Raw genomic sequence first — 21,328 nt, forward strand, 5'->3', positions numbered from 1 at the left:
CGCCGTTCACGGCAGCTGACTAGGCAGTGAATTGGCAATAGTGCTAGAATAACTATTCCACTAGATTACTTTTTTGGCTCAATGCTTAATCGCTAATCCTGACACTTTAAATTATTAACTGTTTAGCGTCACGTTACCCTTAGAGGATTATCATTCCATAATTTTTTGAGGGTAAAACGTTATTTTTATCTCCATTTACTTTATTCCAATTTATTCTAACCATGGCAATTATTATGAATGACGATACCACTTTGAATACGGATAACCTTAGTACAGAAAAAGAGCAGTTTGAACAAGCTGCCTTACATTATCATGAGTTCCCACGTCCAGGCAAAATCTCTGTCACCCCTATTAAGCAGTTGGCAAACCAACGTGACTTAGCACTTGCCTATTCACCAGGTGTGGCAGTTCCTTGTCTTGAGATTCAAAGAGATCCGACGTTAGCGGCTAAATATACCGCCCGTAGCAACTTGGTTGGTGTTATCACCAACGGTACAGCGGTACTGGGTCTAGGTAATATCGGGCCATTGGCATCGAAGCCTGTGATGGAAGGTAAAGGGGTTCTATTCAAAAAATTCGCAGGTATCGACGTTTTTGATATTGAAATTGCACAAAATGATCCAGACAAATTCATCGAAGCTGTTGCCTCTCTTGAGCCTACTTTCGGTGGCATCAATCTAGAAGACATCAAAGCACCAGAATGTTTCAAAATTGAGCGTGAATTACGTAAGCGCATGAACATTCCAGTATTTCATGATGACCAACATGGTACGTCAATCATTGTTGCAGCAGCGATGCTCAACGCGCTATTGATTACTGGTAAAAAAATCGAAGAGATTAAAATCGTCTGTTCAGGTGCCGGTGCCGCCGCCATTTCTTGTCTAGATATTATTTGCGCACTTGGTGTAAACAAAAATAATATCTTTGTTTCAGATTCACGCGGTATCATTACGACTATCCGTGAAAATCTTGACGAAACCAAACAGCGCTATGCCCGTGAGACGACGGCGACCACTATCGACGAAGTGATGGATGATGTCGATATGTTCCTTGGTCTATCGATGCCTGGCACGTTATCTGAAGATATGGTTCGCCGTATGGCAAAAGACCCTATCGTCTTTGCACTTGCTAACCCAACGCCTGAGATCATGCCAGAATTGGCGCACGCCGTACGTCCAGATGTCATCATGGCAACGGGTCGCTCAGACTATCCAAACCAAGTAAACAACGCTTTATGCTTCCCTTATATCTTCCGCGGCGCATTAGATGTTGGTGCCACGACTGTTAACGAAGAGATGAAAGTTGCTTGTGTAAGAGCTATTGCTGCGATGGCACACGTTGAAGCAACGCCGACCACCAGCGCTAGAAACATTGAAAAAATGCAAAGTTTCGGTCGTGATTACCTGATTCCAGGACCTTTAGAGCCAAACCTAATCATCGAGATCGCGTCTGCGGTCGCTCAAGCTGCGATGGATTCAGGCGTTGCAACCTTACCTATCGCTGATATGCAAGCTTATCGTCAGCGTCTGTCTGAGTTCGTCTATAACTCTGCATTCGTGATGAAACCAATCTTTGCTCGCGCTAAAGCCGATCCAAAACGTATCGTTTACTGTGAAGGTGAAGACAATAATATCTTACTTGCTGTGCAAGTGGTCGTTGATGAAAAGCTAGCCCAACCTATTTTAATTGGTCGTCCTTCAGTCATCGAAGCCAATATCGAAAAACTAGGGTTACGTCTAAAAGATGGCGAAAACATTACAATCGTTAACGTTGATGACGATCCTCGTTATAAAGACTACTGGCAGGGTTACTACGAGAAGAACAAACGTCTTGGTGTGAGTATTGAACTTGCTCGCCGTGATGTTCGTCGTAAGACCACATTGATCGGCTCACTATTGGTCGAAAATGGCGCTGCAGATGGTATGGTATGTGGTACGTTTAGCCATTATCAGTTGCACTTAAAATATGTACAAAGCGTTATTGGCAAAAAAGAAGGTGTGAACGACTTCTATGCTATGAATGCGGTACTCATGCAAGATCGTAATATTTTCATCGCTGATACTTATATCCACGAAGATCCAACGGCTGAACAATTGGCTGAAATGACTGTCTTAGCGGTTGATCAATTACGTCGCTTTGGTATCACACCACGTGTCGCGCTAGTTTCTCATTCTAACTTTGGCGCTTCAAATCGCACCAGTGCTGTAAAAATGCGCAAGGTCTATGAACTGCTGACAGATATGAATGTAGACTTTGAATTCGACGGCGAGATGCAAGGTGACGCCGCGTTGAATGAACATATTCGTTTAAACAACATGCCATCAAGTCCGTTGAAAGGTGCTGCAAATCTGCTCATCTTACCAACACTTGACGCCTCAAATATTGCCTTTAACCTACTCAAGACAGCAACTGGTAGCGCCTCTATTGGCCCTATTTTATTAGGTACTAGCAAACCGGTACATATTCTCACACCATCAGCAACTGCACGTGGTATCGTCAATATGACTGCTCTTTCCGTTACTGAAGCTCAAGATTTGGCGAGCGAAAATCAGTAATTCATCCTGCGCTACCTAGGTAGTATGTGTTATCGAGATGGTCTCTATTATTCATTTATAAAGACCGTCTGCTATACTAAAACCAGTCAATGCTATTAAATAGCGTTGGCTGGTTTTTTTTGCTTGTTATACATTGGCTAAGACGCAACGTAGCCTTATTTAGTATCAGTCATCACTGGCTCAATAAAAATAAAAGATAGAGGCATTCATGCAAATTTACCTTGTTGGCGGCGCGGTACGCGATCAACTGTTAGCACGTCCTATTAAAGATAAAGATTTTGTCGTCGTTGGTGCAACTGTTGCAGAAATGCTTGATGCAGGGTTCCAGCAAGTGGGTGCAGATTTCCCTGTATTTTTGCATCCTAGTAGCCATGAAGAATACGCACTGGCACGCACTGAACGCAAAGAAGGCTCGGGGTATAAAGGCTTTAGCATACATGCCAATCCTGACGTCAGCTTAAAAGAGGATCTACAACGTCGAGACTTGACGATTAATGCCATGGCGATAGAAGTCACCAGCTTAACTGATGATACGCCAATCAACGGTGACGTCATTGACTATTATGGTGGCATGGCTGATATACACAGTAAAACCTTGCGTCATGTATCAGGTGCATTTAGCGAAGACCCTCTACGAGTGCTTCGAACCGCTCGCTTTTATAGCCGTTATTATGATTTAGGTTTTGTCATTGCTGATGAAACTTTGACGTTGATGCGCCAATTGGTTGACTCTGGAGAGCTTGCACATTTAAGTGCAGAGCGCATTTGGCAAGAATCTAGCCGTGCAACCATGCAGCTATCGCCGCAGGTATACTGGCAACAACTGTTTGAGATTGGTGCGCTCATAGAATATTTTGCCCCACTACATCAAGCTTGGGCTAATACTCAGATACGTGAAACGGTACAGACTGCGCTATATTTCGCAGGGCAAATGCAATTGAACTTGTCACAACGTTGGGCGCTATTAATGAGTAGCCTTAATTCATTTTTATTTACCTCAGAACATACAAATGAAAACGTAAATAAAGCAGCCAATATAAAAGGTATCAATGATATAGGCAACGCCGCTAAGGTACCAAAGGCACACACTCAATTTTCGACTCTCTTCGCTCAGCAAGTCGCAAAGCTAAGCACAATACACCATTTAAGCGCGGCTGAAAAAATTGATCTCATACAGACTTGTGGTGCTCATAAAGAGCCTGATAAGTTATCGCAGCTATTAGTGACCAGCCACGTGTTGCAATTGGCAACACAGCACCGTCAGATAATGATAGCATTGAATAGCTTTCATGCCATTAGTATGCAGGATATTGACTCAGCACTAACAGGCCCTGCGATTGGTGCGGCATTACGACAAGCCAGAATTGAGCACTTGCAAGTACGAAACCAATGTTAAGAAAATTTAAAAAGATGCAGCAGCGCAATATCATTGACTCAATTCCTATGCAGCGTATAGGTCGACCTGACGAGATTGCCCATCATGTGTTGTACCTAGTACAGGCAAATTATATTACTGCTGAGATTCTTACTGTTGATGGTGGTCGCAGCCTGATACTGGCTGGTGGTCATATTTGATAGAAAAGTAGAGCATCATAAAAAATATCTTGATTACTACCTATCTTTTACTTGAAAAATTAAAAAATTCAGGTATCATTGTCCGTCTAGCGTTAGGGCCCATAGCTCAGTTGGTTAGAGCAGAGGACTCATAATCCTTTGGTCGTAGGTTCAAGTCCTACTGGGCCCACCATATATTAAATCAGGCTTGTTCGCAGCGATGCGGCAAGCCTTTTTTTTATGGGGTTTCGGCAGATTTAAGAATACATTGGTATATGGCGAACCATATAGAATATTGGTATATTTGTTGGTATAGATTATACCAACGCGGAGATATACCAACATGCCATTAACTCATACGATTATCAATAAATTAACACCAAGTGAAAAATGCACCCCTAGCCGCCCTGACAAGCATAGCGATGGCGATGGCCTTCAACTGTGGGTAAGACATACGGGAAACAAAGTCTGGGTCAGTGCTTACCGCTGGCAAGGTAAACAGCAATCACTCACTTTGGGCAAGTATCCACTAATCACATTACAACAAGCACGCCAGCGTAACCTAGAAATAAAACAGTTAATTAGTGAAGGTATTAACCCGAAGGATAAGAAAAAAGAGAAAGCTGCTGAACAAGACGGTTCAAGACTTTTTGATACTATTGCACAAGCTTGGTATGCGGATCGCAAGACCTTTTTAGCCTCAAGTACGTTTAGTCGTAATTATTCAGCCTATATGCGTGACGTTAAACCGATTATTGGTCATAAACTAATTGATGATATTACCCCACCTGATATTTTGAAGATTGGTAAGAATGTCGAGGCTCGTGGCGCTAATGAAATGGCGCGACGTATAATGGCAGAGGTTGGACAGATATTTAAACATGCTATTCGCATAGGTATAGCAACATCAAATCCTGCGGCAGATTTATCAGCGGCAATCAAACCGCATAAGACTAAAAATCACAGCCGTATTACGTCAAAAGAGTTACCAAAACTTTTACAAGATATCAATGACTACACTGGCCATATCCCAGTCAAACTAGGTCTATGGTTCTTATGCTATACCTTTGTACGAACTAATGAGATCAGATTTATGGAATGGTCAGAAATCGACTGGAAGGATAAAATTTGGCGTATACCTGCAGACAAAATGAAGATGGATAGACCTCACATTGTGCCTCTTGCACCGCAGGTCATAGATATATTACAACAAATTAAAGAGCTGAATTTTTCAGAGCAGTACGTATTCTACAACCCTTCAACTCGCAAACCTTACAGCCAAAATGCTTTTATTAACGCGCTTTATCAGATGGGTTATAAATACAAAATGACGGGGCATGGTTTCCGAGGGCTGGCAAGCACCACCCTTCACGAACAGGGCTATATGCATGAGGCTATAGAGCTACAACTCGCCCATGAGCAAGAGAACAAAATTAGTAAAGCATATAACGGTGCCCAACATTTAGATTATCGTCGAGATATGATGAATGCGTGGGCAGATTTTATAGATAATAGTTTTCGAAAAGGTTATTGATTTTTATCAAAAAATTTATTTTACTTCAACTTATAGAGCAATTTTTATGTTAAAAAGTAGTGATTTTTATAATTTTAAAGACTCTGTTGCACTTTTCAAAGATATGATAGATAAAAGCATAAGTGACACTGAAGTGTATAGAAGAATAGAATCTGGTCAATTGACCCCCTATCTTGACTACAAAGGTGCTGCCCACCTTACTAAAAATGGAACAGTTTTGAGAGGTATTGACTATGTCTTCAAACTCTTTGAAGAAGAGTTTTATGTTTCGGGTATATTTAAGTTATCTAACGAAAATATATTCCTTTCAGAATTTTGTCTTGAAGCTATCTTAGGAGTTGGAAATCCTGTAGCTCAAAAAATTAAGATCTATAGTATTAGTAATGAAAATCTAAAAAATAAGGATCTTTCATTAGGTTATTGTTTATATAATATAAATGACAAGATAAATGAAAAACACCTAAAAACTGGTTTGAAATGCGAAATAGTTTTTGATAAAGAAGAATTACTAAATATAGTCAGTGAATATAAAAACAAGCAAAGAAACGATTATTTAGAAAATGAACTTGAAGAAGCTAGAGAGCATATTGAACGTTTAAAACGTGGTAGAAACCTATTAGAGGTAGAAGTCGATAGATTAAAGAGAGATCTGCGAGCTACTCAACTTCAAGAACCTACTGAAAATCTAAATGATGTGAAGGACAGCGCCTATCGTCTTATATTCGCTCTTAAGGATATAATATTGGGATTAGACCAAGAGTCCAAAGTTTTATCTACTGAGAAAAAGAACAAAATCAATTTTGTTAATCAAAGTGAAATAATTGATCACATCACTGCTAAGGAGACTCCAAAGCTCAGCAAGAGCAATATTGAAAAGATCTTCACAGAAGCTAACAAACGTAGTTTAGACTAATTTTCGCAAGTTGCGATTTGCAAGTCGCAAGTTGCGATGACTATGTATGATTCCTACCTTATATTCTAGCTACACCGTAACTGTTCGTTGCGGTGGATAATCATCGTAATATACGGAGACGCTAGAATGAAAGATTCTACAAAGAATACCCAAACTGAAAAAAGTGTGGTTAGTAACCTTTTGCCGCTTCAGGGAATGTCTAGAGCAAAAGACATTCTGCCACTTTTACCATTTTCGAGAACGACTTTACATGAGTGGAGTAACGATGGTAGGTTTCCTGCAAGTGTTAAACTATCTCCAAAAATGGTGGCTTGGCGAAATGCGGACGTTCTAGAGTGGCTAGAAAAGCAAAGCCTAAATCCTTCTGATGTGCAGGAGGAAACTAATGATTAATTCAAACAAAGAAAAAGCCCATGCTCAAAGCATGGGCTTAGGTCAGTATTTAGCTGATTTTGAAGCAGCTACGTTGGCAGACGTAGCAGGCAACGAAATATTAGAAAACCTTATCAATAATCATGGAAACACTAATATCTACAAACTACATTGTGATATTACCATTTTTTCTGGACAACTAAAAGGAGAAATAAAGTTAGGTACCGCTAATTCCCTAGGATTAGTCATGCAAGATAGCAAAGCGCAAATAGTGAACCTTGCCAGCGTACCGGTTAATGGCAAAGGCAGACCTTTTATAGCCGACACCGCCAAACCCAGCGCCTTTATATTGGGCTCTATGGGTTTTAATGATGTGATTATAGCTATTGATAACCTGACCGATGCCATTAATTGCTATAACTCTTATATAGATGCAGGTGTACGAGCAAGTGTTATTACTAGCATAGTACCTAGTCTATTTAGGCAGACGGTAGCAGAGTTTGAAAAAGTAAGACAGTTAACCATTATTGTGACTGCCCTGCCAGCCGATAAAGCAAAGTTAAAACAGCTTGAGGGGATGAATGTTAAAGCAGTTGTATGTGAACATACGCCCATATATGAAGCCATACAGTATGGGGCTAGCTATAATGACTTAATAGCTGATGCAGAGGTTATCGACTTACAGACGCTAGGCAAACCAAAGCCAAAACTGATTAACCAAACCTTGCCACCAGTTAAGAATGTAACTGATGGAATGCTACCTGATAGCTTACAGCGTTACGTGAATAACCATGCTGAGCGCCTAAGCACCCCACCTGAATATATCGCAATACCTCTGATAACTGCGTTAGCAAGCGTCATCGGTACAAAGGTTAGTATTTACCCAAAGATGTACGATGATTGGGAAATCGTACCAAATATATGGGGCGCTATTATTGGGAATCCATCGACTAAAAAAAGCCCAGCACTTGATGCTGGCATGAAGCCACTTAAAAACTTAACGTATAAAGCAAAAGCAGATTATGAGCAATCACAAAAAGACTTTGCAGCACAAAAGGAGATTAATGAATTTAAGACCAAAGCCGTTAAAAGTGAATTACAAAAACTTGCTAGAGAGCAAGTTCAGCAAGCTGATGATGCTGAGCACAAAATCACTGATGACGATCTCAAAGCAAAAGCGCAAACGATAGCCGAAACCCAGCAAGCTAATGAAAGCGAGCCCATTATGAAGCGCTACATAGCTAATGATGGTACTTATCAAAAGCTAGGCGAGATACTAACCCAAACCAATAATGGCTTGCTAGTGGAACGTGACGAACTGACAGCTTTACTTGCCTCGTTTAACGGTGAGCAAAATAATGATGCTCGCAACTTCTATCTTGAAGCCTTTAACGGTACTGGCAGCCATGTTATGGATAGAGTGATTAGAGGTTCGATATTTATTGAACATCATTGCTTGTCTGTTGTCGGTGGCATACAACCGAACAAGCTTGAACGCTACTTAGAAAAAACCATCAAGGGGTTAGATAATGATGGACTGATGCAACGTTTTCAGCTTGCCGTCTATCCTGACCATATCAAAGGGCTAAAAGAGCGTGATATAGCACCCAATGCTGAGATAAGGCAGATTGTGTATGACTTGTTTGAAACCATCGACAATATGAGTTTATGTGATTTCATCAAGTATGGCGCAAACCCAGTCGATGACTATCACAAGCGACCTTATTATCATTTCACCGATGACGCTTATAAAAAGTTTATGAATTGGTACGATGAGCAAAAAGCTAAAGCTGATGAGTGTGAACATAGCGTGATAGCTGAGCATATAACTAAATATCCCAAAACTATAGCGTCATTAGCGCTTATATTTCACTTAGTCGATTGCATCGAACATGGCGCGTCATTAGGTGCAGTCAGTATGATAGCGCTTGATGCAGCCCTCGCATGGCATGATATGTTAGAAACTCACATGATGCGTATTTATAGCATAGTGACCGATAGCGCCAATATTAAAGCCTCTAATTTAGCTGATAGAATAATAAAAATGATTAAGAATGGAGGTAACAAAACTGACAAAACCGACTGGGTAAACCACGGCTTCACTGCAAGAGACTTGCACCGCAAAAACTGGAAAGGCTTAACTGATAGCGAAGACGTACTGAACGCGCTTGATATTTTAGTAGGGCATGACTGGCTAACATGGCAGTCAATTGAAAGTACAGGACAAGGCGGGCGACCAACGGAGCGTTACTATATCAACTCAAGATTAAGAGAGCTTTTATAGGTTCTGTCAGTTATGTCAGTGCAGCATCTAGGCGTTATTGAAAAATAGCGCCTTTTTTATTTTTCAAATTTAGATTTTGTCAGTACAGAATTATAGCGCTATTGTTAGATAATACTTTTTTAATATTTAGTGTTAGTTTCTTCAATCGATGCAACATTTGTAACTAGTTCATTTAGCGAACTATTAGTGAATTACGCTACCTCAAGGATAACCAGCAGCTCTTTAGCATCACCACTATGAGCCATGTATTGTATATGTACGGAGTTGACGGTAGGGAGTATCCTATCTAAAAAAAGTGAGTACAGGTAAAGCTCCAGCGCCAAGAATAGAGAATAATCTACATAAAATGTTTTGAACTGCCGCAAATACATCGGAGAGTGATTTACTTTAGTCTGTTAGCGATGCCAACAGATTAAAATTATCGGTGGTGTATCAGAAAGTATGCTGAGGAAATAAAAGGAGGAGTGACAGCCAGAGCAAGATGATATATTTGAGGTTATGAAGACACAAATAGATATCAGTTGCCCCGACTGTCACAGTAATAGTCTAAAGAAAAATGGCAAAAAAAGCTATGGTAAGCAGAATTATCAATGTAAGGACTGCAAACGTCAGTTTATTGGCGACCATGCCTTAACTTATCATGGCTGTCACTCTAAAGTGGAAGAGCTTATACGGCTCATGACAGTTAGAGGCTGCGGCGTTAGAGACATAGCTGTTATAGCCTCAGTCAGTATCGGTAAAGTATTGAGCACCATAGGCTCATCTGTTTATAAGATTACGCCTAAGAAGCGCTACTATGAACGCTTAGAGGTTGATGAATTCTGGACTTACGTGTATCGCAAAAAGCGTAAAGTTTGGCTTATTTATGCTTATGATCGCGTTACTAATGAGATTGTTGCTTATGTTTGGGGCAGACGCGACTTAAAAACGGCTAAGAAGTTAAGAGCTCGTCTCAAGCAGCTTAAAGTCAGCTATGGCTCTATCAGTATGGATAGCTGGGACAGTTTTATAACCGCCTTTAAACTTGACCACAAACGAGTTGGCAAATCTCATACGGTAGGCATTAAAGGTAATCATTACCGTTTTAGACACCGATTAAGACGATCGGTTAGAAAAACCTGTTGCTTCTCAAAAAAGCTTGATAATCACTTTAAAGTATTCGATCTGGTGTTCTTTTATGTCAATTATGGTTACGTCTGATGCCGTCATACTTTTTAGAACACCACCACTTTTTTAATATATTACCTCAAACCGAACTGACAAAACTGACAAAACTGACAAAACTGACAAAACTGACAAAACTGACAAAAGTCTAGATTATAATTTATGATATTTTTGACACGTATATAAAATAACTCTTTAAATCTATTCTTGTCTAACCAATATCATTAAAATGTGACCAACATACTTCAGTAATCCTGAAGAGCCGTAATATTCATCAGTGATAGCCATGTTTTTATTAGATAGCTTGTGCTTCTTCTGTACCACTTTTACCTCATAACCATGGAAATTCTCACGAGCGCCGACACGTATTGCGCTATCAAGCCCTAGCTCTTTTTTAATATTACGCACTGCTTGCTCGCTATGCGCCCTAATCTGCCAATGACTGGCATCGATAAGCTGACAACCTACTGTGACGAACTGCTGTAGCATCTCAAGCCGGGTCTCTTTAATCCCAAAATGAATCGATGAGGTATTTAGGTTGTGTTTATCTTTAAATATTTCCACAAACGACTTCAGTCTAGCAGGCTCATCAATTGACATTTGATACGCACGATCAAGCGCAGTCACTAAAACTTCTTGGTTCTTATGTCCGGTAGGCGCACCTAAAATTAGTCTATCATCGGTAAACAGCTGGCAAGCATTATTGTAAATTTTTCTAGCATCACTGATAGCGATACCATGCCGAAGTGCGACCTCTGCCAACTGCCCTGCTCGTTTATCAACATTTACTGTCTGTAGTTCCTCTAATAGCGCAATCACATCGTATATTTTTGGATGAATAAATATAGATAACTGAGTATCTACCGCATCATTTTTTATGTTTTGCGGGTAAGTTACATTAACTGATGTACTGTTATCGACAAACAAAGACTCTTTGCTCACAACTTTGTTAATTAAGTAGCCACGCATCTTATCAAGATTAACCTGTTTAGTACTGCCATCATATGCTCTACCTTCTTGCCTATTCACTGTCTGATAACTAATACCTGTTACCATCTCAAATACGGTCACAGGCATAACAAGCTTAGCTTGACTCATTTGCCAGCCAGCCAGCAAATGAGCGGTATGAATATAGTACTCAAATGTAGTGTCTGGCGTTAAATGCCCGGCAAGACTAGCTAGCCCAAACCACATCCCCTTTTCTTTGTTATTAGCAAGCACAGCGCTAACGATAGCATCGCTATGGGCTTTATCATAGTCTGTCATCACCTGAGCCAGTGGTGATCCGCTTAACACCAATGCCAGCTGACTAAGTGCCGTATGCCGAAAGCTATGAAAAGTAAAGCTATGATTGCTTAATAAGTGATCCCAAATTATCTTCATCATATTAATAAAAAACACAGGCGGCAGTGGTTGATCACCTGAACCTTGCGAAAATAAATACTTTCTTTTTAGTCTACGCTGCTGATGATAATACGAAATAACTTGCTTTAGCTCATCTGCTTTCAGCAAGCTATCTATCGGTATCACTCGTTTAGCGCTGCTGCTTTTAAGTCTGCGATAACGGTTAGGTCTGAGGATAATTTTAGGGTTCTCAATGACATAGCCATTGATACTGCTTATATCTGCAATATCGCCGACCTTAATACCAATGATCTCGTTAATACGCATACCAGTCCGATAAGCAAGTGCCAAAACAATTAGGCATAGCTGCTGTTGCTCAACCTCTAACTCTGATGTTTTAATATAATTTTGCATTGCTTGGTATACACGCGGTGACACCATTTCGGCCTTAACCACTTGCCGGTTATTGCCCCATGGAAAATACACATAAGGTGCATCGAAACGCGCCCGCTGATAATCATGAAATGCTCGCAGACGACCATAAGTGAATTTTTGGTTATCCTTTAAATGATCTAGCGTAGAAGTATTTCGCTCTGCTTTCTGTTCAACAGAATCGACTAGTGTGTTGGCTTCATCTTCTGTATCATCAGTACTCCGGTTAAATTCAGATGATTTATTTAAGATTGAATTTTTCCGACCATCTTTAACCTTACTTTGAATAATTTGCTCATAGATTTCCTCAAAATCATCACCCTCCCATTGATTAATTTCCTCATCCATTGTTAGCATTAGCCAGTCGCGACCAATGCAGCCGATGTATTTACTGATGGTATTAAGCCGAATGCTATGATCATCAAGCAGCGATAACGCCCAGCCGAGCAAACGCTTCGCATTAGGCTGGCTAGCATCTGCCTTTAATTTTGTGAGAGTAGAAGTAGCAGTACTTCTAGTGAGCTTGAGCGTATCTTGCACTTCTCTAATTAGATTTTTGCTAAAGCTAGGGTAGTTTGTGGTGTTTTTCTTATCCTGTGATTTGTCTACCACCTGATAACTGGCATCAAACAACTCAGACCACGTAAGCGGCTCAGAATTTTGATTGATGGGCTCTCGGTTATAATGAATGAGATTATCAGTCGGCAGTCCTGTGGTTTTAATATCACCTTGCTTCACCACGGCAAGCGCGCCATCTATCTGACTACCTTCCATCTGCCGCCAGTGATAGTTGGCATGCTTAATAAGCATGGAGTGCTGCGGACGCTCAATATCTTTATTGGTGAGTTTAAGTCTTTTTGAGATATCATTAATTATGGTATTAAATGGCTCTATTTTTGCCTTACTCAAGTCTTTGTCTTTTATAGCATATAAAAAACACAAACTCATATCATCAGGTACGTAGTCGATAAAGCGCTGCAAGTCATCGTTACCTTCCAGTGCGCAGCCATAATTATCATCGGATACGCTAAGTGGTATTACAGCTACCTGTTCTGCGCAGTTCTCATCAGTCGTTGGCAGACTAATCTGATAAATAAGCCGCCCACCAAACAACCAGTCGTAAAGCGCTCTTAACTCCTCAATGTCATTGATACCACCATACATGATGCTGCAATAAAGCAGTCCTTCAACCAAATTGTTGATTGAGAATCGCCGTTTACGTTGCCAGATATCTATTATAGTTGTACTGCTGTCTGCTACAGCACGGCCATGCACAAACCAGTCATAGTTAGTAGTCAGGCGCTCACGAGTTGCCAGTATTGGCACCACGGGCTCATTGAGGTATATCTGGTGCGCTTTATTATAATCACGAACAAATTCTAAAAATCCGCGCCGCGCTAGTTGAAAGTTTTGCGCAGTATCAAACTTCTTTTCTAATAGCTCATTGATCGCTTCATAATGATGCTGTAGCTCACAAGGTGTCTGCATAGGGTTTTGATTAACGTAGTCTGCAACCAGTGCTTTAGCTGCGCGTTTGACACTTTTTTTAGCATCATCTCTATTTAACTGCCGCAGTTTGTGAGCACTAATGTTATCCATATAGTCGCACCTCAATTTGTTTTAAGTGAAGATCGTTGGCGATTGCATCTAGATGAGGACTGAGCTGGTGCAATTGATTGATAGAGCCTGATGACATCGGATGCATGAACTCTTGATCAGGATGCTCATGACCATAAAGCGCACGAATTAGATGGTCGGGCACGCGCCCTATCAGCATGGATCGAAGTTGATGGCGCAGCCAATTATCCTGATGACTAAAAAAGTCTTGCAGCTGGTAGCGGACACGGCTTGGTGTGATACCGATAAAACGTTTTGGATTTTTTTGGTAAATTTGAATGAGCGGTTGCTCTGATTGCAGAATAGCATCAATGGGATAAAGCGTTTCGGGACAAATTGGATTATAGATAGCGGCAAATTGCTTAATATAATCAATGTAGTTTTGTATAGCAATGATTAAAAACTGACTTAACGGAATAAGCCTGCCATCAGACTGACCGTGACGCTCTTCTTTATCAGACACCCACAATATGCGTCGCTTAAAATCAAGCTGGTTAAGCAGCCCTGGTACGTGTTTAACCGGACGAATACCGGTTTGAATCATAATAATATGCCACAGCCAAACGCTATAGCTATTAAATTGTGCAATATAGCGCTCAATACTATGATTAAGCCGCCCATTATAGCTCTCAGCGCTCATAGCCAACTGTTCAAAGAACTGCTCGCACATTTTTGTTTCAAGTACCATATCGCTACCAATGTGACTTTTATGCCCATTCGTGGACACGCTGCACTCATCTATCAATAACGCTCTTTGCTCGTCATCGCAGTATTTTGTTATCAAATCTATCGCTTTTATATAGGTTTGCTCTAGATCAGCAGTTTTGATGCTGGTGTAATACAGCGATGAGCTGTGCCTTACATCAACGCCTGTGAGGATGTCAGCATGCAGCGGCTCACTAAGACCATTTTTAATCACTACAAACAATCCAGAATCGATATATTGAGCACTCAGAGCTGGCAGGTTGAGCTGATTCTTAACTTCATTAATGGCTAGTTTAATATCATCAAGTGAAACAGTAACCTTATCCTCTAACATGATCTGCAGCGCTTCAGGTAGTACTCGCTTGAATACGCTACCATAGCTCTGCCTGTGAGCAAGCAGATGACTTCGGGTATTGGTGGTCACATCAATCGTGATAGCAATACTACTGATTTTACGGGTACGGTCATAAATAAAATACTGACGCTGACTACGACTGCATTGCCAATCAGTAATCACGCTATCGATACTAATACCGCTTAATAATGATAATAGCAGTACGGCATAGCCCGTCCTATTTTCTATGTGTTCGCTCATAAAACGTTGCCATAGCATCGCAAACAGCATCTGATAACCAGTGATACTCAGCTGGCGATGATTGGTTGGGAAGTGAAACTGATTGCGGCTGGCATGCTGATGATTATTTTTTAATCGCCATTGCTGTAGCTCAGAGGATTTAGCGATTTGTTTGATGGGTTTGAAATTATTATCTAGCAGTGGCAGCGCGTTATCATCGGCAATATTTTCAGCAGTTGCCACATTACTGTGCTTTTTTGATTGTTTCGTACTAAACAATTTTTTCTGTAATGGTTCGCCATCAATAATCACTGTCGTGTTAATGACTTTTTGGGACTGTCTTAATTTTCTGCTACTCTTATCATAGGTTTTACCGATAAAAGCCTTATTATTGATGACTACTTCATAAGCCAACCTGATTTGACCGATTTTACTACCAAGATATTGGTCCGCCGTTTCACCTGTTGCCTCTTCCTGTTTAACGCTTACCTCATACTTTCTGATAGCAGATAAGCATGAGGATAGGCCATCGCACTGATCATGAATACGAATTAGCTGGTTAAGGATATCGCGCTGTGGATCGGCATGTCTTAATGCCATGCGAATACGAACACCAAGCTTATCTATTTTGGCAAAATGCTTATCTCGCCTAGCTGCAATCATAAACATGATCTTGAGATAGTGACTCATAAGCCGCCACGCATCACTACCACTATCAACCGCACCATACGCTTGATAAAATGCGATCAGCATGTATGTAACCGCCCACTCTCCTGTCTTACCCTGCCCTACAGTCTGCTGGATCACTTCAGTACAATCGATGCCCCTAAAACTAGCATTAGCACATGATGTCGAACACAGTAGATCAAGCTCAGCGTCTGGCACCAAACTGACAATATCAATAACCAATGCTTGCATTTGGACATAATGCGGCGAACCTACAGGAACGATCTTATCTAATACTCGCCTATCAGTCACGTCAACAAATGCTTTAGTATCAGCCATGTACACCACCCATCCAGTTCATATTTTTAGGCAAACCTAATAAAGTCTTATCACATGCTGCCTTGCACTGTTGATACTCATAGCTGCTTTGACTGATACCTGCAAACTGACAGTAATTGCTAACAGTTAATCGATGCACGCCCATCAGCTCACACACAAGCTGCTTTGGCGCACTTTGATATATGGCTTGAAATAAGGCTGGATGGTTCACGCCAGCAAATCTAGATAGATTGAGAACCTCGCACCACGCCAGCCGCTTAATATCATGACGACTTTCAAGCGCAATCAGACAAGGCTGACGCCAGCTATTTTCAAACCTCATTACCTCATCGATTCGTGCAAAGTTATTGAAGAACTGATAATTGTCTTTATCGAGCACACATAACCGTAATACTGGTCGATAATAATCATCTAAGCCTGCCAGCTGTGGTCGACGCAGAGGCAGTCTATGCTGCTGCCAAACCATAAAAGCAGTGTTTGCATCAGGGTGAATGGTGAGATTTTCTGAGCTCAAAACTAACATCTTTTGAGTTGAGCGAAGGGTCTTATTTTTCACTATATACTGCTCTAAGAATCATTATTTAATTAATAGTACGTTATAACATAACATTATGCAAGTGGATGATTTAATTATATTTATTAAAAAATATATTGGCTGTAAATGAGTGAAAAGTCATTAAAAAATCTCTCACAAATAATAGCTAAACCATTATCTATGAGAGCTATGAATACTTCTGATCGGGTAGTAATATCGTTATTTTTTAGAGTTTAGAATGAATATATAGATTCAACTACATTATTTATAAAACCTAATTTTTACTGTCTTCATCAGGTATGTATTTTAATATCTCACATGGTGTCACCTCTAATACTTCACACAATTTGCTTAGCGTATCGAACTCTATACGAGTCGTCTCATCGTTATAAATCCTATGAAGTGTTGATTTACTAATGTCTGTCATCCTTACTAGATCGGCCACCCGTAGTCGTCTTTCTGCTAAAAGTACAGGGAGATTACAAGAAATCACAATAAAATCCTTATTGGTAAGTAAAAAATACTTGCCAGTGACTACTTTTCTGCTAGAATAATACTCGTTGGCAATAACTAAGTTTCCGTCAAAAACTATTTTATGCTGACTAACGCTTTATTATGTCATATACCTATCTTGCTGCTCAATAGCTGGCTAATGATGATAGGTGTGACTGGTTCAATAGATATCATTACTATAAGACGGGTCTAATAGATATGATTATCATAAAAAGGTAATGCTAATCGTAAGTATCAGGTCATTAAAAAGGAGTACGTTGTGGGCATCAGCATTGAATGGAGTATGACACAAAACGCTTGGGACAAACGGGTCTGTGAGGATTATTGGGCCTACAATAATAAAATGAGTTATGTGGATTATGTCCATCTGCTTTGTCAAAAATATAGTATTAGTGCTCATACGTTATTTGACACCGTAAGCCAATGCTACGCATGCATAGATGATGTGTGCTGTGAATATTGCGGAAGCGCCTGTCCTATTGAAGTGCCTGCAGATATCGCTTATATGCGGGCAAAAGAGAGTTGGTTTTGCGCTGTATGTGAGCATGCTATGTGGCGCGGGGATTCTATTAGCAAATAGAACCAGCCTCAATCGATAGTAGCAGCCAAAGCCATACGTTTATTACGTGTGGATTTGTTTTTCTTCAGTATAAATCGCTTTTAAACAAAAACAATCAGGTTCATCAGTCATACTACTTGAGCTGAAATAAATAAACGCACCATCATTAGACAATAATCCTTCAATAGCATCTGATATATAAGTGAACGCTTCCAGTGACAGACTTCGCACGCTCTGCATCCCAACAAGCACCCCATTAGTATTACGAGCGTTAGTAAGTAGACCGATCAGATTATATGTGGCTGTTTTTATCATATCGGATTCATGCTCGCCTGTGGCACTTGCTTGAACAAACTGAAATGAATAACCACACTCAAACAAGCTTATAACGTCTGCTACATCTATACCGATGATAGTACTTGCAGACTTTACATCTAGCAGTGCAATGACATCATTTACTTCATTAGGCTGACATCTAACAACCCCCTCTATGATATCTAAGCGTTCATACTCATGATCATCTGTTTGTAAGCCTATTAAAATATCAGCCTCTGCTTTGTCTTTTAGCTTTAGCAATGCCTGCTCATTCCAACCATCACTAATGATAAAACAAGCAATAATCGCTGGCGGAAAATAGTCTATGTTTGGTCGGTATAAGGCTGCACAAGGTAAATCATTTATTTGCGATTTGTCGAGCTGATATTTCATGATTAGACCTTCTGTTACTCTAGGTGTTATGACATTACAATTACCAATCGTTTTTATTTTTATACTGATTTACTACATGATTAATGAATTTTTGCACTTCATCCATTAGCTTATCAACTTGCCGTAGATCTATTGAGTTTTCACTCTCAAAGATATCTGTGTCTAGTATAGCAAAGGTCATATGCCGACCTGAACCAAAGCGCTTTGGCTTAGTCACTTTTAAATCAAAATCAGCAGCTTCTGTCTTAAACAATTTATAAAGCTCATTCCTAACCTTGCTACGACTTTCTTTATTAGGAACAGATACTTTAAAGCAGATTTTCTCTTGCTCGATTTGTAAATAAATATCTATATTATTTTCTACTTTATGACCCAATCCCCAAAAGCCCATAAAGCCGCCCGAAGGATTAGCGACATAACCCCAGTTACCTTCTCCTAGGTAAGACTGTAAATATTGAAAAAAGCCAATCCAAGTCCGTTTTTTCCACTCGTTAACAGGTTTTGATTTAAAGCTTTGCACTGCTTCTTCAATAGACTGCAGATGGTTAAGATAATCGCTATATATATCACTCTCTTGCAGTGCCGCATTTTGTTCACTATTAAAGAGGTCTAATAAATCTCGTCTAGTTACTGGATAGAAGCCGTCCTTTAGCACAGCTTTGTAGTTGCTTTGATCATGCGTTTGTAAATAAATAGGAATAATTTTATCTTCTGTAAAGGTTTGAGCGTGTCCATTAAGCATAAAATGCTTGTATCGAACCAACTGATCGGAGTGCTGCAAACTGCCTACTTTATCTTCGATTAATACACAGTAAGTGTCGTTTATGATACAAAGGACATCAATGTTATTCACTTGACGCTTCACTACTATTTTATCAATACGACTCGGTAGCGAGTTACCCGCTTTTTTAAAGAATAACGCCAATACACTGGTTGCTATCTTATTGAGCGCTTTATGTTTATCGCTTCCTGTCTGATAGTCTTGGTCTGCCCACGACAGAAGCCAACAGATAAAAGCGTCTTGTGATAACTCAGAGGTGGCAAATTTAAATAAGTTAGGTGTGGTCATTCTAGCTCCTTGATGACATTTAAAAAATGTATTTGTCTTTTATTACTTTAGTAAAATTCTTGATCAACTATTTTGTATATAATTTTATCCCGCTTTCTAAGCGCTCTAAAATAGCCGCTTTTAACTCTACCGGTTCAATCACTACTGCTAACTGCGACATACTGACCAGCCAATCTTGCAAGCGCTGCGTATTGGCAACTGTTGCACGCACCTCGTTCCAAGTGTCATCGATAACCGTAATCGTTTGAGTAGATGATAACGGCCGCTCATAGAGATGCTGGCAGGCATATTTTTGCACCTTTAGAACCAGTCCGATTTTTAAACCATTATTCAACTCAAGCTTTCCTAGCTTACGTAGATTCTCAAGAGTGAAAGCATTGCGCTCTACCCAGTCCGGTACCGACTGCTCTGTTACTTCAGCTGCTTCAATACGATTAACCGCAAAATTACGATGTGCCATTAATAAGACATTATCATCGATATGATCATTCGTTGGATTAAACCCAGTAAGATAGATCATGTTGTCGATAAAAATAAGTCCTCTAGGGTAGATCACTCTGACGGTAGGATTGTTACGCCATTTGTTTTGATAGCTGATTTGAAGCTGCTTGTTGTGTAATAGTGCCTGATGGATGCTAGTCAGCACGCCGCTATCAAGCTTTGGTGCTTGTACGATACTAGACAGGGTAATAAGATAATCTTGCCACTGTCCTAGCTTGCTTTGATTGAAGCTGTGTCTATCTTGGCGACCTAATTGGGTCAACTTTTCACTAATGCTTTGTTTAAAAGGTGCTGGCAAGTAGTTCGCCGTATAGTTAGCGAGCATCTGCCAAAAAAATACCGTTTGCTCATTAATGACATCGATACTAAAACTTGGCTCAATATAAAACCGTGCCGTTTGTCCGCTGATATTCTGTCCCCAAGCTGGCAGACGCATTAAAGCGTCACTGTGAAAGACGTCATTGAATATTTGATTGAGACTTGTTAGGTCGTTCTCTAAATTTTTACGCTCGTTTGCGTAATGGTCAAGGTTATCACCATAAACGTTCATTAGCTCTGTGAGTGATATTGCCTTGTCTTTATGACGTGGCAAGCGCTGATAGAGCGCAAACAAACGGGTGGATTTGTTGTAGGTTGCGATTGGGTGTGTAGGCATGTTGGCTGCTCTATAGGCTATCGAATCTATCAAACTGTCATTTTAAAAGTGAACTATCGTAAAAAGGTTAATCAAACCGTACCACAATAGCTGTGCCATTATCATAAGCATTGCCATCCGAGTCGTATACTTGCTGCATAAGCTTCTGTAGCCATCCTTGTAAATCCGTTTGATTATCGATAAGTGACCACTCGTAGCACGATACTAAATCATGAATACCGTCAGTACAAATGACAAGGCTATCGCCTGCTTGCACTGTGATTGTTCGCTTATCACTTTTTGGTGGCTCGCTGCTTGGGTCATCACTATCTACTGCTAATGCAAAGCACTCGGTAATGCTATATAAGCTGCCCGCCATACCTGTGCGATTGTACTCGCTAGGCTGAGCTTCTCGACCTTCGTTATGTGCCTGTTCATCTACCAACTCATTAAGCAGATTATGATCACGAGTTAAGCACTGCCATTCATTCATATCTTTGCTAAGCAAATATACACGGCTATCGCCGACATGAGTTATATCTATATTTATCGACTTATCATCGTTTAGCGTGCCGGTGATCATCGCGAGAGTTGCTGCGGCACCATAACGTTTTTTTGGGTGTTTGGTTTGACTCAGTTGCGTATAGATATGATCTGAGGTGATAGCACTAGTACTCTCTTGATTGCTATCCCATAGCTTTTTAATTGCTTTGACAACTGCCTTTGAGCAGTGCTGTGACTGGTTAGAGCTAGCAA

At 40.3% G+C, this 21,328-nt stretch carries 16 protein-coding genes and 1 tRNA gene; 9 read left to right on the forward strand and 8 right to left on the reverse strand.

The genetic code is table 11. The annotated features are described in order from the left end of the window. Positions 1 to 233: 233 nt before the first annotated feature. The 9 genes from JMX82_RS05150 to JMX82_RS05190 all read left to right on the forward strand — a co-directional run bounded on the left by JMX82_RS05150 (position 234) and on the right by JMX82_RS05190 (position 10,412). Complete coding sequence (locus JMX82_RS05150; RefSeq protein ID WP_201539729.1) at positions 234 to 2,555, forward strand: NADP-dependent malic enzyme; 2,322 nt, start codon at positions 234 to 236, stop codon at positions 2,553 to 2,555. A 208-nt stretch (positions 2,556 to 2,763) separates the two neighbouring features. Further along, complete coding sequence (locus JMX82_RS05155) at positions 2,764 to 3,951, forward strand: tRNA nucleotidyltransferase (protein ID WP_201539730.1); 1,188 nt, start codon at positions 2,764 to 2,766, stop codon at positions 3,949 to 3,951. Further along, on the forward strand, positions 3,945 to 4,130 hold the full coding sequence (locus JMX82_RS05160; protein WP_201539731.1) for an SDR family oxidoreductase: 186 nt from the start codon (positions 3,945 to 3,947) through the stop codon (positions 4,128 to 4,130). The genes JMX82_RS05155 and JMX82_RS05160 overlap by 7 nt, the downstream gene beginning before the upstream one ends. 95 nt (positions 4,131 to 4,225) lie before the next feature. Next, positions 4,226 to 4,302: transfer RNA gene (locus JMX82_RS05165), tRNA-Ile, on the forward strand. 150 nt (positions 4,303 to 4,452) lie between these two features. Further along, the gene (locus JMX82_RS05170; protein WP_201539732.1) at positions 4,453 to 5,643 is read left to right on the forward strand and encodes a tyrosine-type recombinase/integrase; all 1,191 of its coding nucleotides are present in this window, start codon (positions 4,453 to 4,455) and stop codon (positions 5,641 to 5,643) included. Positions 5,644 to 5,689: 46 nt separating this feature from the next. Beyond that, positions 5,690 to 6,556, forward strand: a complete 867-nt coding sequence (locus JMX82_RS05175) for a hypothetical protein (RefSeq protein ID WP_201539733.1) — start codon at positions 5,690 to 5,692, stop codon at positions 6,554 to 6,556. 126 nt (positions 6,557 to 6,682) lie between these two features. Further along, positions 6,683 to 6,949: a helix-turn-helix transcriptional regulator gene (locus JMX82_RS05180; RefSeq protein ID WP_173239350.1), complete on the forward strand. Its 267-nt coding sequence runs from the start codon at positions 6,683 to 6,685 to the stop codon at positions 6,947 to 6,949. After that, positions 6,942 to 9,212 (forward strand): YfjI family protein, encoded by a 2,271-nt coding sequence (locus JMX82_RS05185; protein ID WP_201539734.1) that lies wholly within the window; start codon positions 6,942 to 6,944, stop codon positions 9,210 to 9,212. Before JMX82_RS05180 ends, JMX82_RS05185 begins: the two co-directional genes overlap by 8 nt. A 498-nt stretch (positions 9,213 to 9,710) precedes the next feature. Next, positions 9,711 to 10,412: an IS1 family transposase gene (locus JMX82_RS05190; protein WP_201539735.1), complete on the forward strand. Its 702-nt coding sequence runs from the start codon at positions 9,711 to 9,713 to the stop codon at positions 10,410 to 10,412. A 165-nt stretch (positions 10,413 to 10,577) separates the two neighbouring features. On the opposite strand, the gene JMX82_RS05195 is transcribed toward JMX82_RS05190, so the two are convergent. From JMX82_RS05195 to JMX82_RS05230, 8 genes are all read right to left on the reverse strand, one after another. Further along, positions 10,578 to 13,751: a site-specific integrase gene (locus JMX82_RS05195; protein ID WP_201539736.1), complete on the reverse strand. Its 3,174-nt coding sequence runs from the start codon at positions 13,749 to 13,751 to the stop codon at positions 10,578 to 10,580. Beyond that, positions 13,744 to 16,053 (reverse strand): hypothetical protein, encoded by a 2,310-nt coding sequence (locus JMX82_RS05200; RefSeq protein WP_201539737.1) that lies wholly within the window; start codon positions 16,051 to 16,053, stop codon positions 13,744 to 13,746. The genes JMX82_RS05195 and JMX82_RS05200 overlap by 8 nt, the downstream gene beginning before the upstream one ends. Next, positions 16,046 to 16,567: a hypothetical protein gene (locus JMX82_RS05205; RefSeq protein WP_201539738.1), complete on the reverse strand. Its 522-nt coding sequence runs from the start codon at positions 16,565 to 16,567 to the stop codon at positions 16,046 to 16,048. Before JMX82_RS05205 ends, JMX82_RS05200 begins: the two co-directional genes overlap by 8 nt. Positions 16,568 to 16,862: 295 nt before the next feature. Continuing rightward, positions 16,863 to 17,081, reverse strand: coding sequence for a helix-turn-helix domain-containing protein (locus tag JMX82_RS05210; protein ID WP_093071416.1), 219 nt, complete (start codon positions 17,079 to 17,081; stop codon positions 16,863 to 16,865). Positions 17,082 to 17,723: 642 nt separating this feature from the next. After that, a complete protein-coding gene (locus tag JMX82_RS05215; protein ID WP_201539739.1) occupies positions 17,724 to 18,368 on the reverse strand; it encodes a hypothetical protein in 645 nt (214 codons plus the stop codon). Positions 18,369 to 18,408: 40 nt separating this feature from the next. After that, positions 18,409 to 19,437, reverse strand: a complete 1,029-nt coding sequence (locus tag JMX82_RS05220) for a PD-(D/E)XK nuclease family protein (protein ID WP_201539740.1) — start codon at positions 19,435 to 19,437, stop codon at positions 18,409 to 18,411. Between the two features lie 67 nt (positions 19,438 to 19,504). Beyond that, positions 19,505 to 20,593, reverse strand: coding sequence for a helix-turn-helix transcriptional regulator (locus JMX82_RS05225; protein WP_201539741.1), 1,089 nt, complete (start codon positions 20,591 to 20,593; stop codon positions 19,505 to 19,507). 67 nt (positions 20,594 to 20,660) lie between these two features. Continuing rightward, positions 20,661 to 21,328 (reverse strand): PP2C family protein-serine/threonine phosphatase (locus JMX82_RS05230; protein ID WP_201539742.1); only part of this gene is annotated, 668 nt, incomplete at its 5' end.

The organism is Psychrobacter sp. 1044, assembly GCF_904846525.1.
Lineage (GTDB): Bacteria > Pseudomonadota > Gammaproteobacteria > Pseudomonadales > Moraxellaceae > Psychrobacter.

Excerpts from the sequence above, each read along its gene's own strand:
- JMX82_RS05190 (WP_201539735.1), top strand. The coding sequence starts at position 9,711 with ATGAAGACACAAATAGATATCAGTTGCCCCGACTGTCACAGTAATAGT.
- JMX82_RS05225 (WP_201539741.1), bottom strand. The coding sequence starts at position 20,593 with ATGCCTACACACCCAATCGCAACCTACAACAAATCCACCCGTTTGTTT.
- JMX82_RS05180 (WP_173239350.1), top strand. The coding sequence starts at position 6,683 with ATGAAAGATTCTACAAAGAATACCCAAACTGAAAAAAGTGTGGTTAGT.
- JMX82_RS05155 (WP_201539730.1), top strand. The coding sequence starts at position 2,764 with ATGCAAATTTACCTTGTTGGCGGCGCGGTACGCGATCAACTGTTAGCA.
- JMX82_RS05215 (WP_201539739.1), bottom strand. The coding sequence starts at position 18,368 with ATGAAATATCAGCTCGACAAATCGCAAATAAATGATTTACCTTGTGCA.
- JMX82_RS05150 (WP_201539729.1), top strand. The coding sequence starts at position 234 with ATGAATGACGATACCACTTTGAATACGGATAACCTTAGTACAGAAAAA.
- JMX82_RS05170 (WP_201539732.1), top strand. The coding sequence starts at position 4,453 with ATGCCATTAACTCATACGATTATCAATAAATTAACACCAAGTGAAAAA.
- JMX82_RS05220 (WP_201539740.1), bottom strand. The coding sequence starts at position 19,437 with ATGACCACACCTAACTTATTTAAATTTGCCACCTCTGAGTTATCACAA.
- JMX82_RS05200 (WP_201539737.1), bottom strand. The coding sequence starts at position 16,053 with ATGGCTGATACTAAAGCATTTGTTGACGTGACTGATAGGCGAGTATTA.
- JMX82_RS05160 (WP_201539731.1), top strand. The coding sequence starts at position 3,945 with ATGTTAAGAAAATTTAAAAAGATGCAGCAGCGCAATATCATTGACTCA.
- JMX82_RS05175 (WP_201539733.1), top strand. The coding sequence starts at position 5,690 with ATGTTAAAAAGTAGTGATTTTTATAATTTTAAAGACTCTGTTGCACTT.
- JMX82_RS05185 (WP_201539734.1), top strand. The coding sequence starts at position 6,942 with ATGATTAATTCAAACAAAGAAAAAGCCCATGCTCAAAGCATGGGCTTA.
- JMX82_RS05195 (WP_201539736.1), bottom strand. The coding sequence starts at position 13,751 with ATGGATAACATTAGTGCTCACAAACTGCGGCAGTTAAATAGAGATGAT.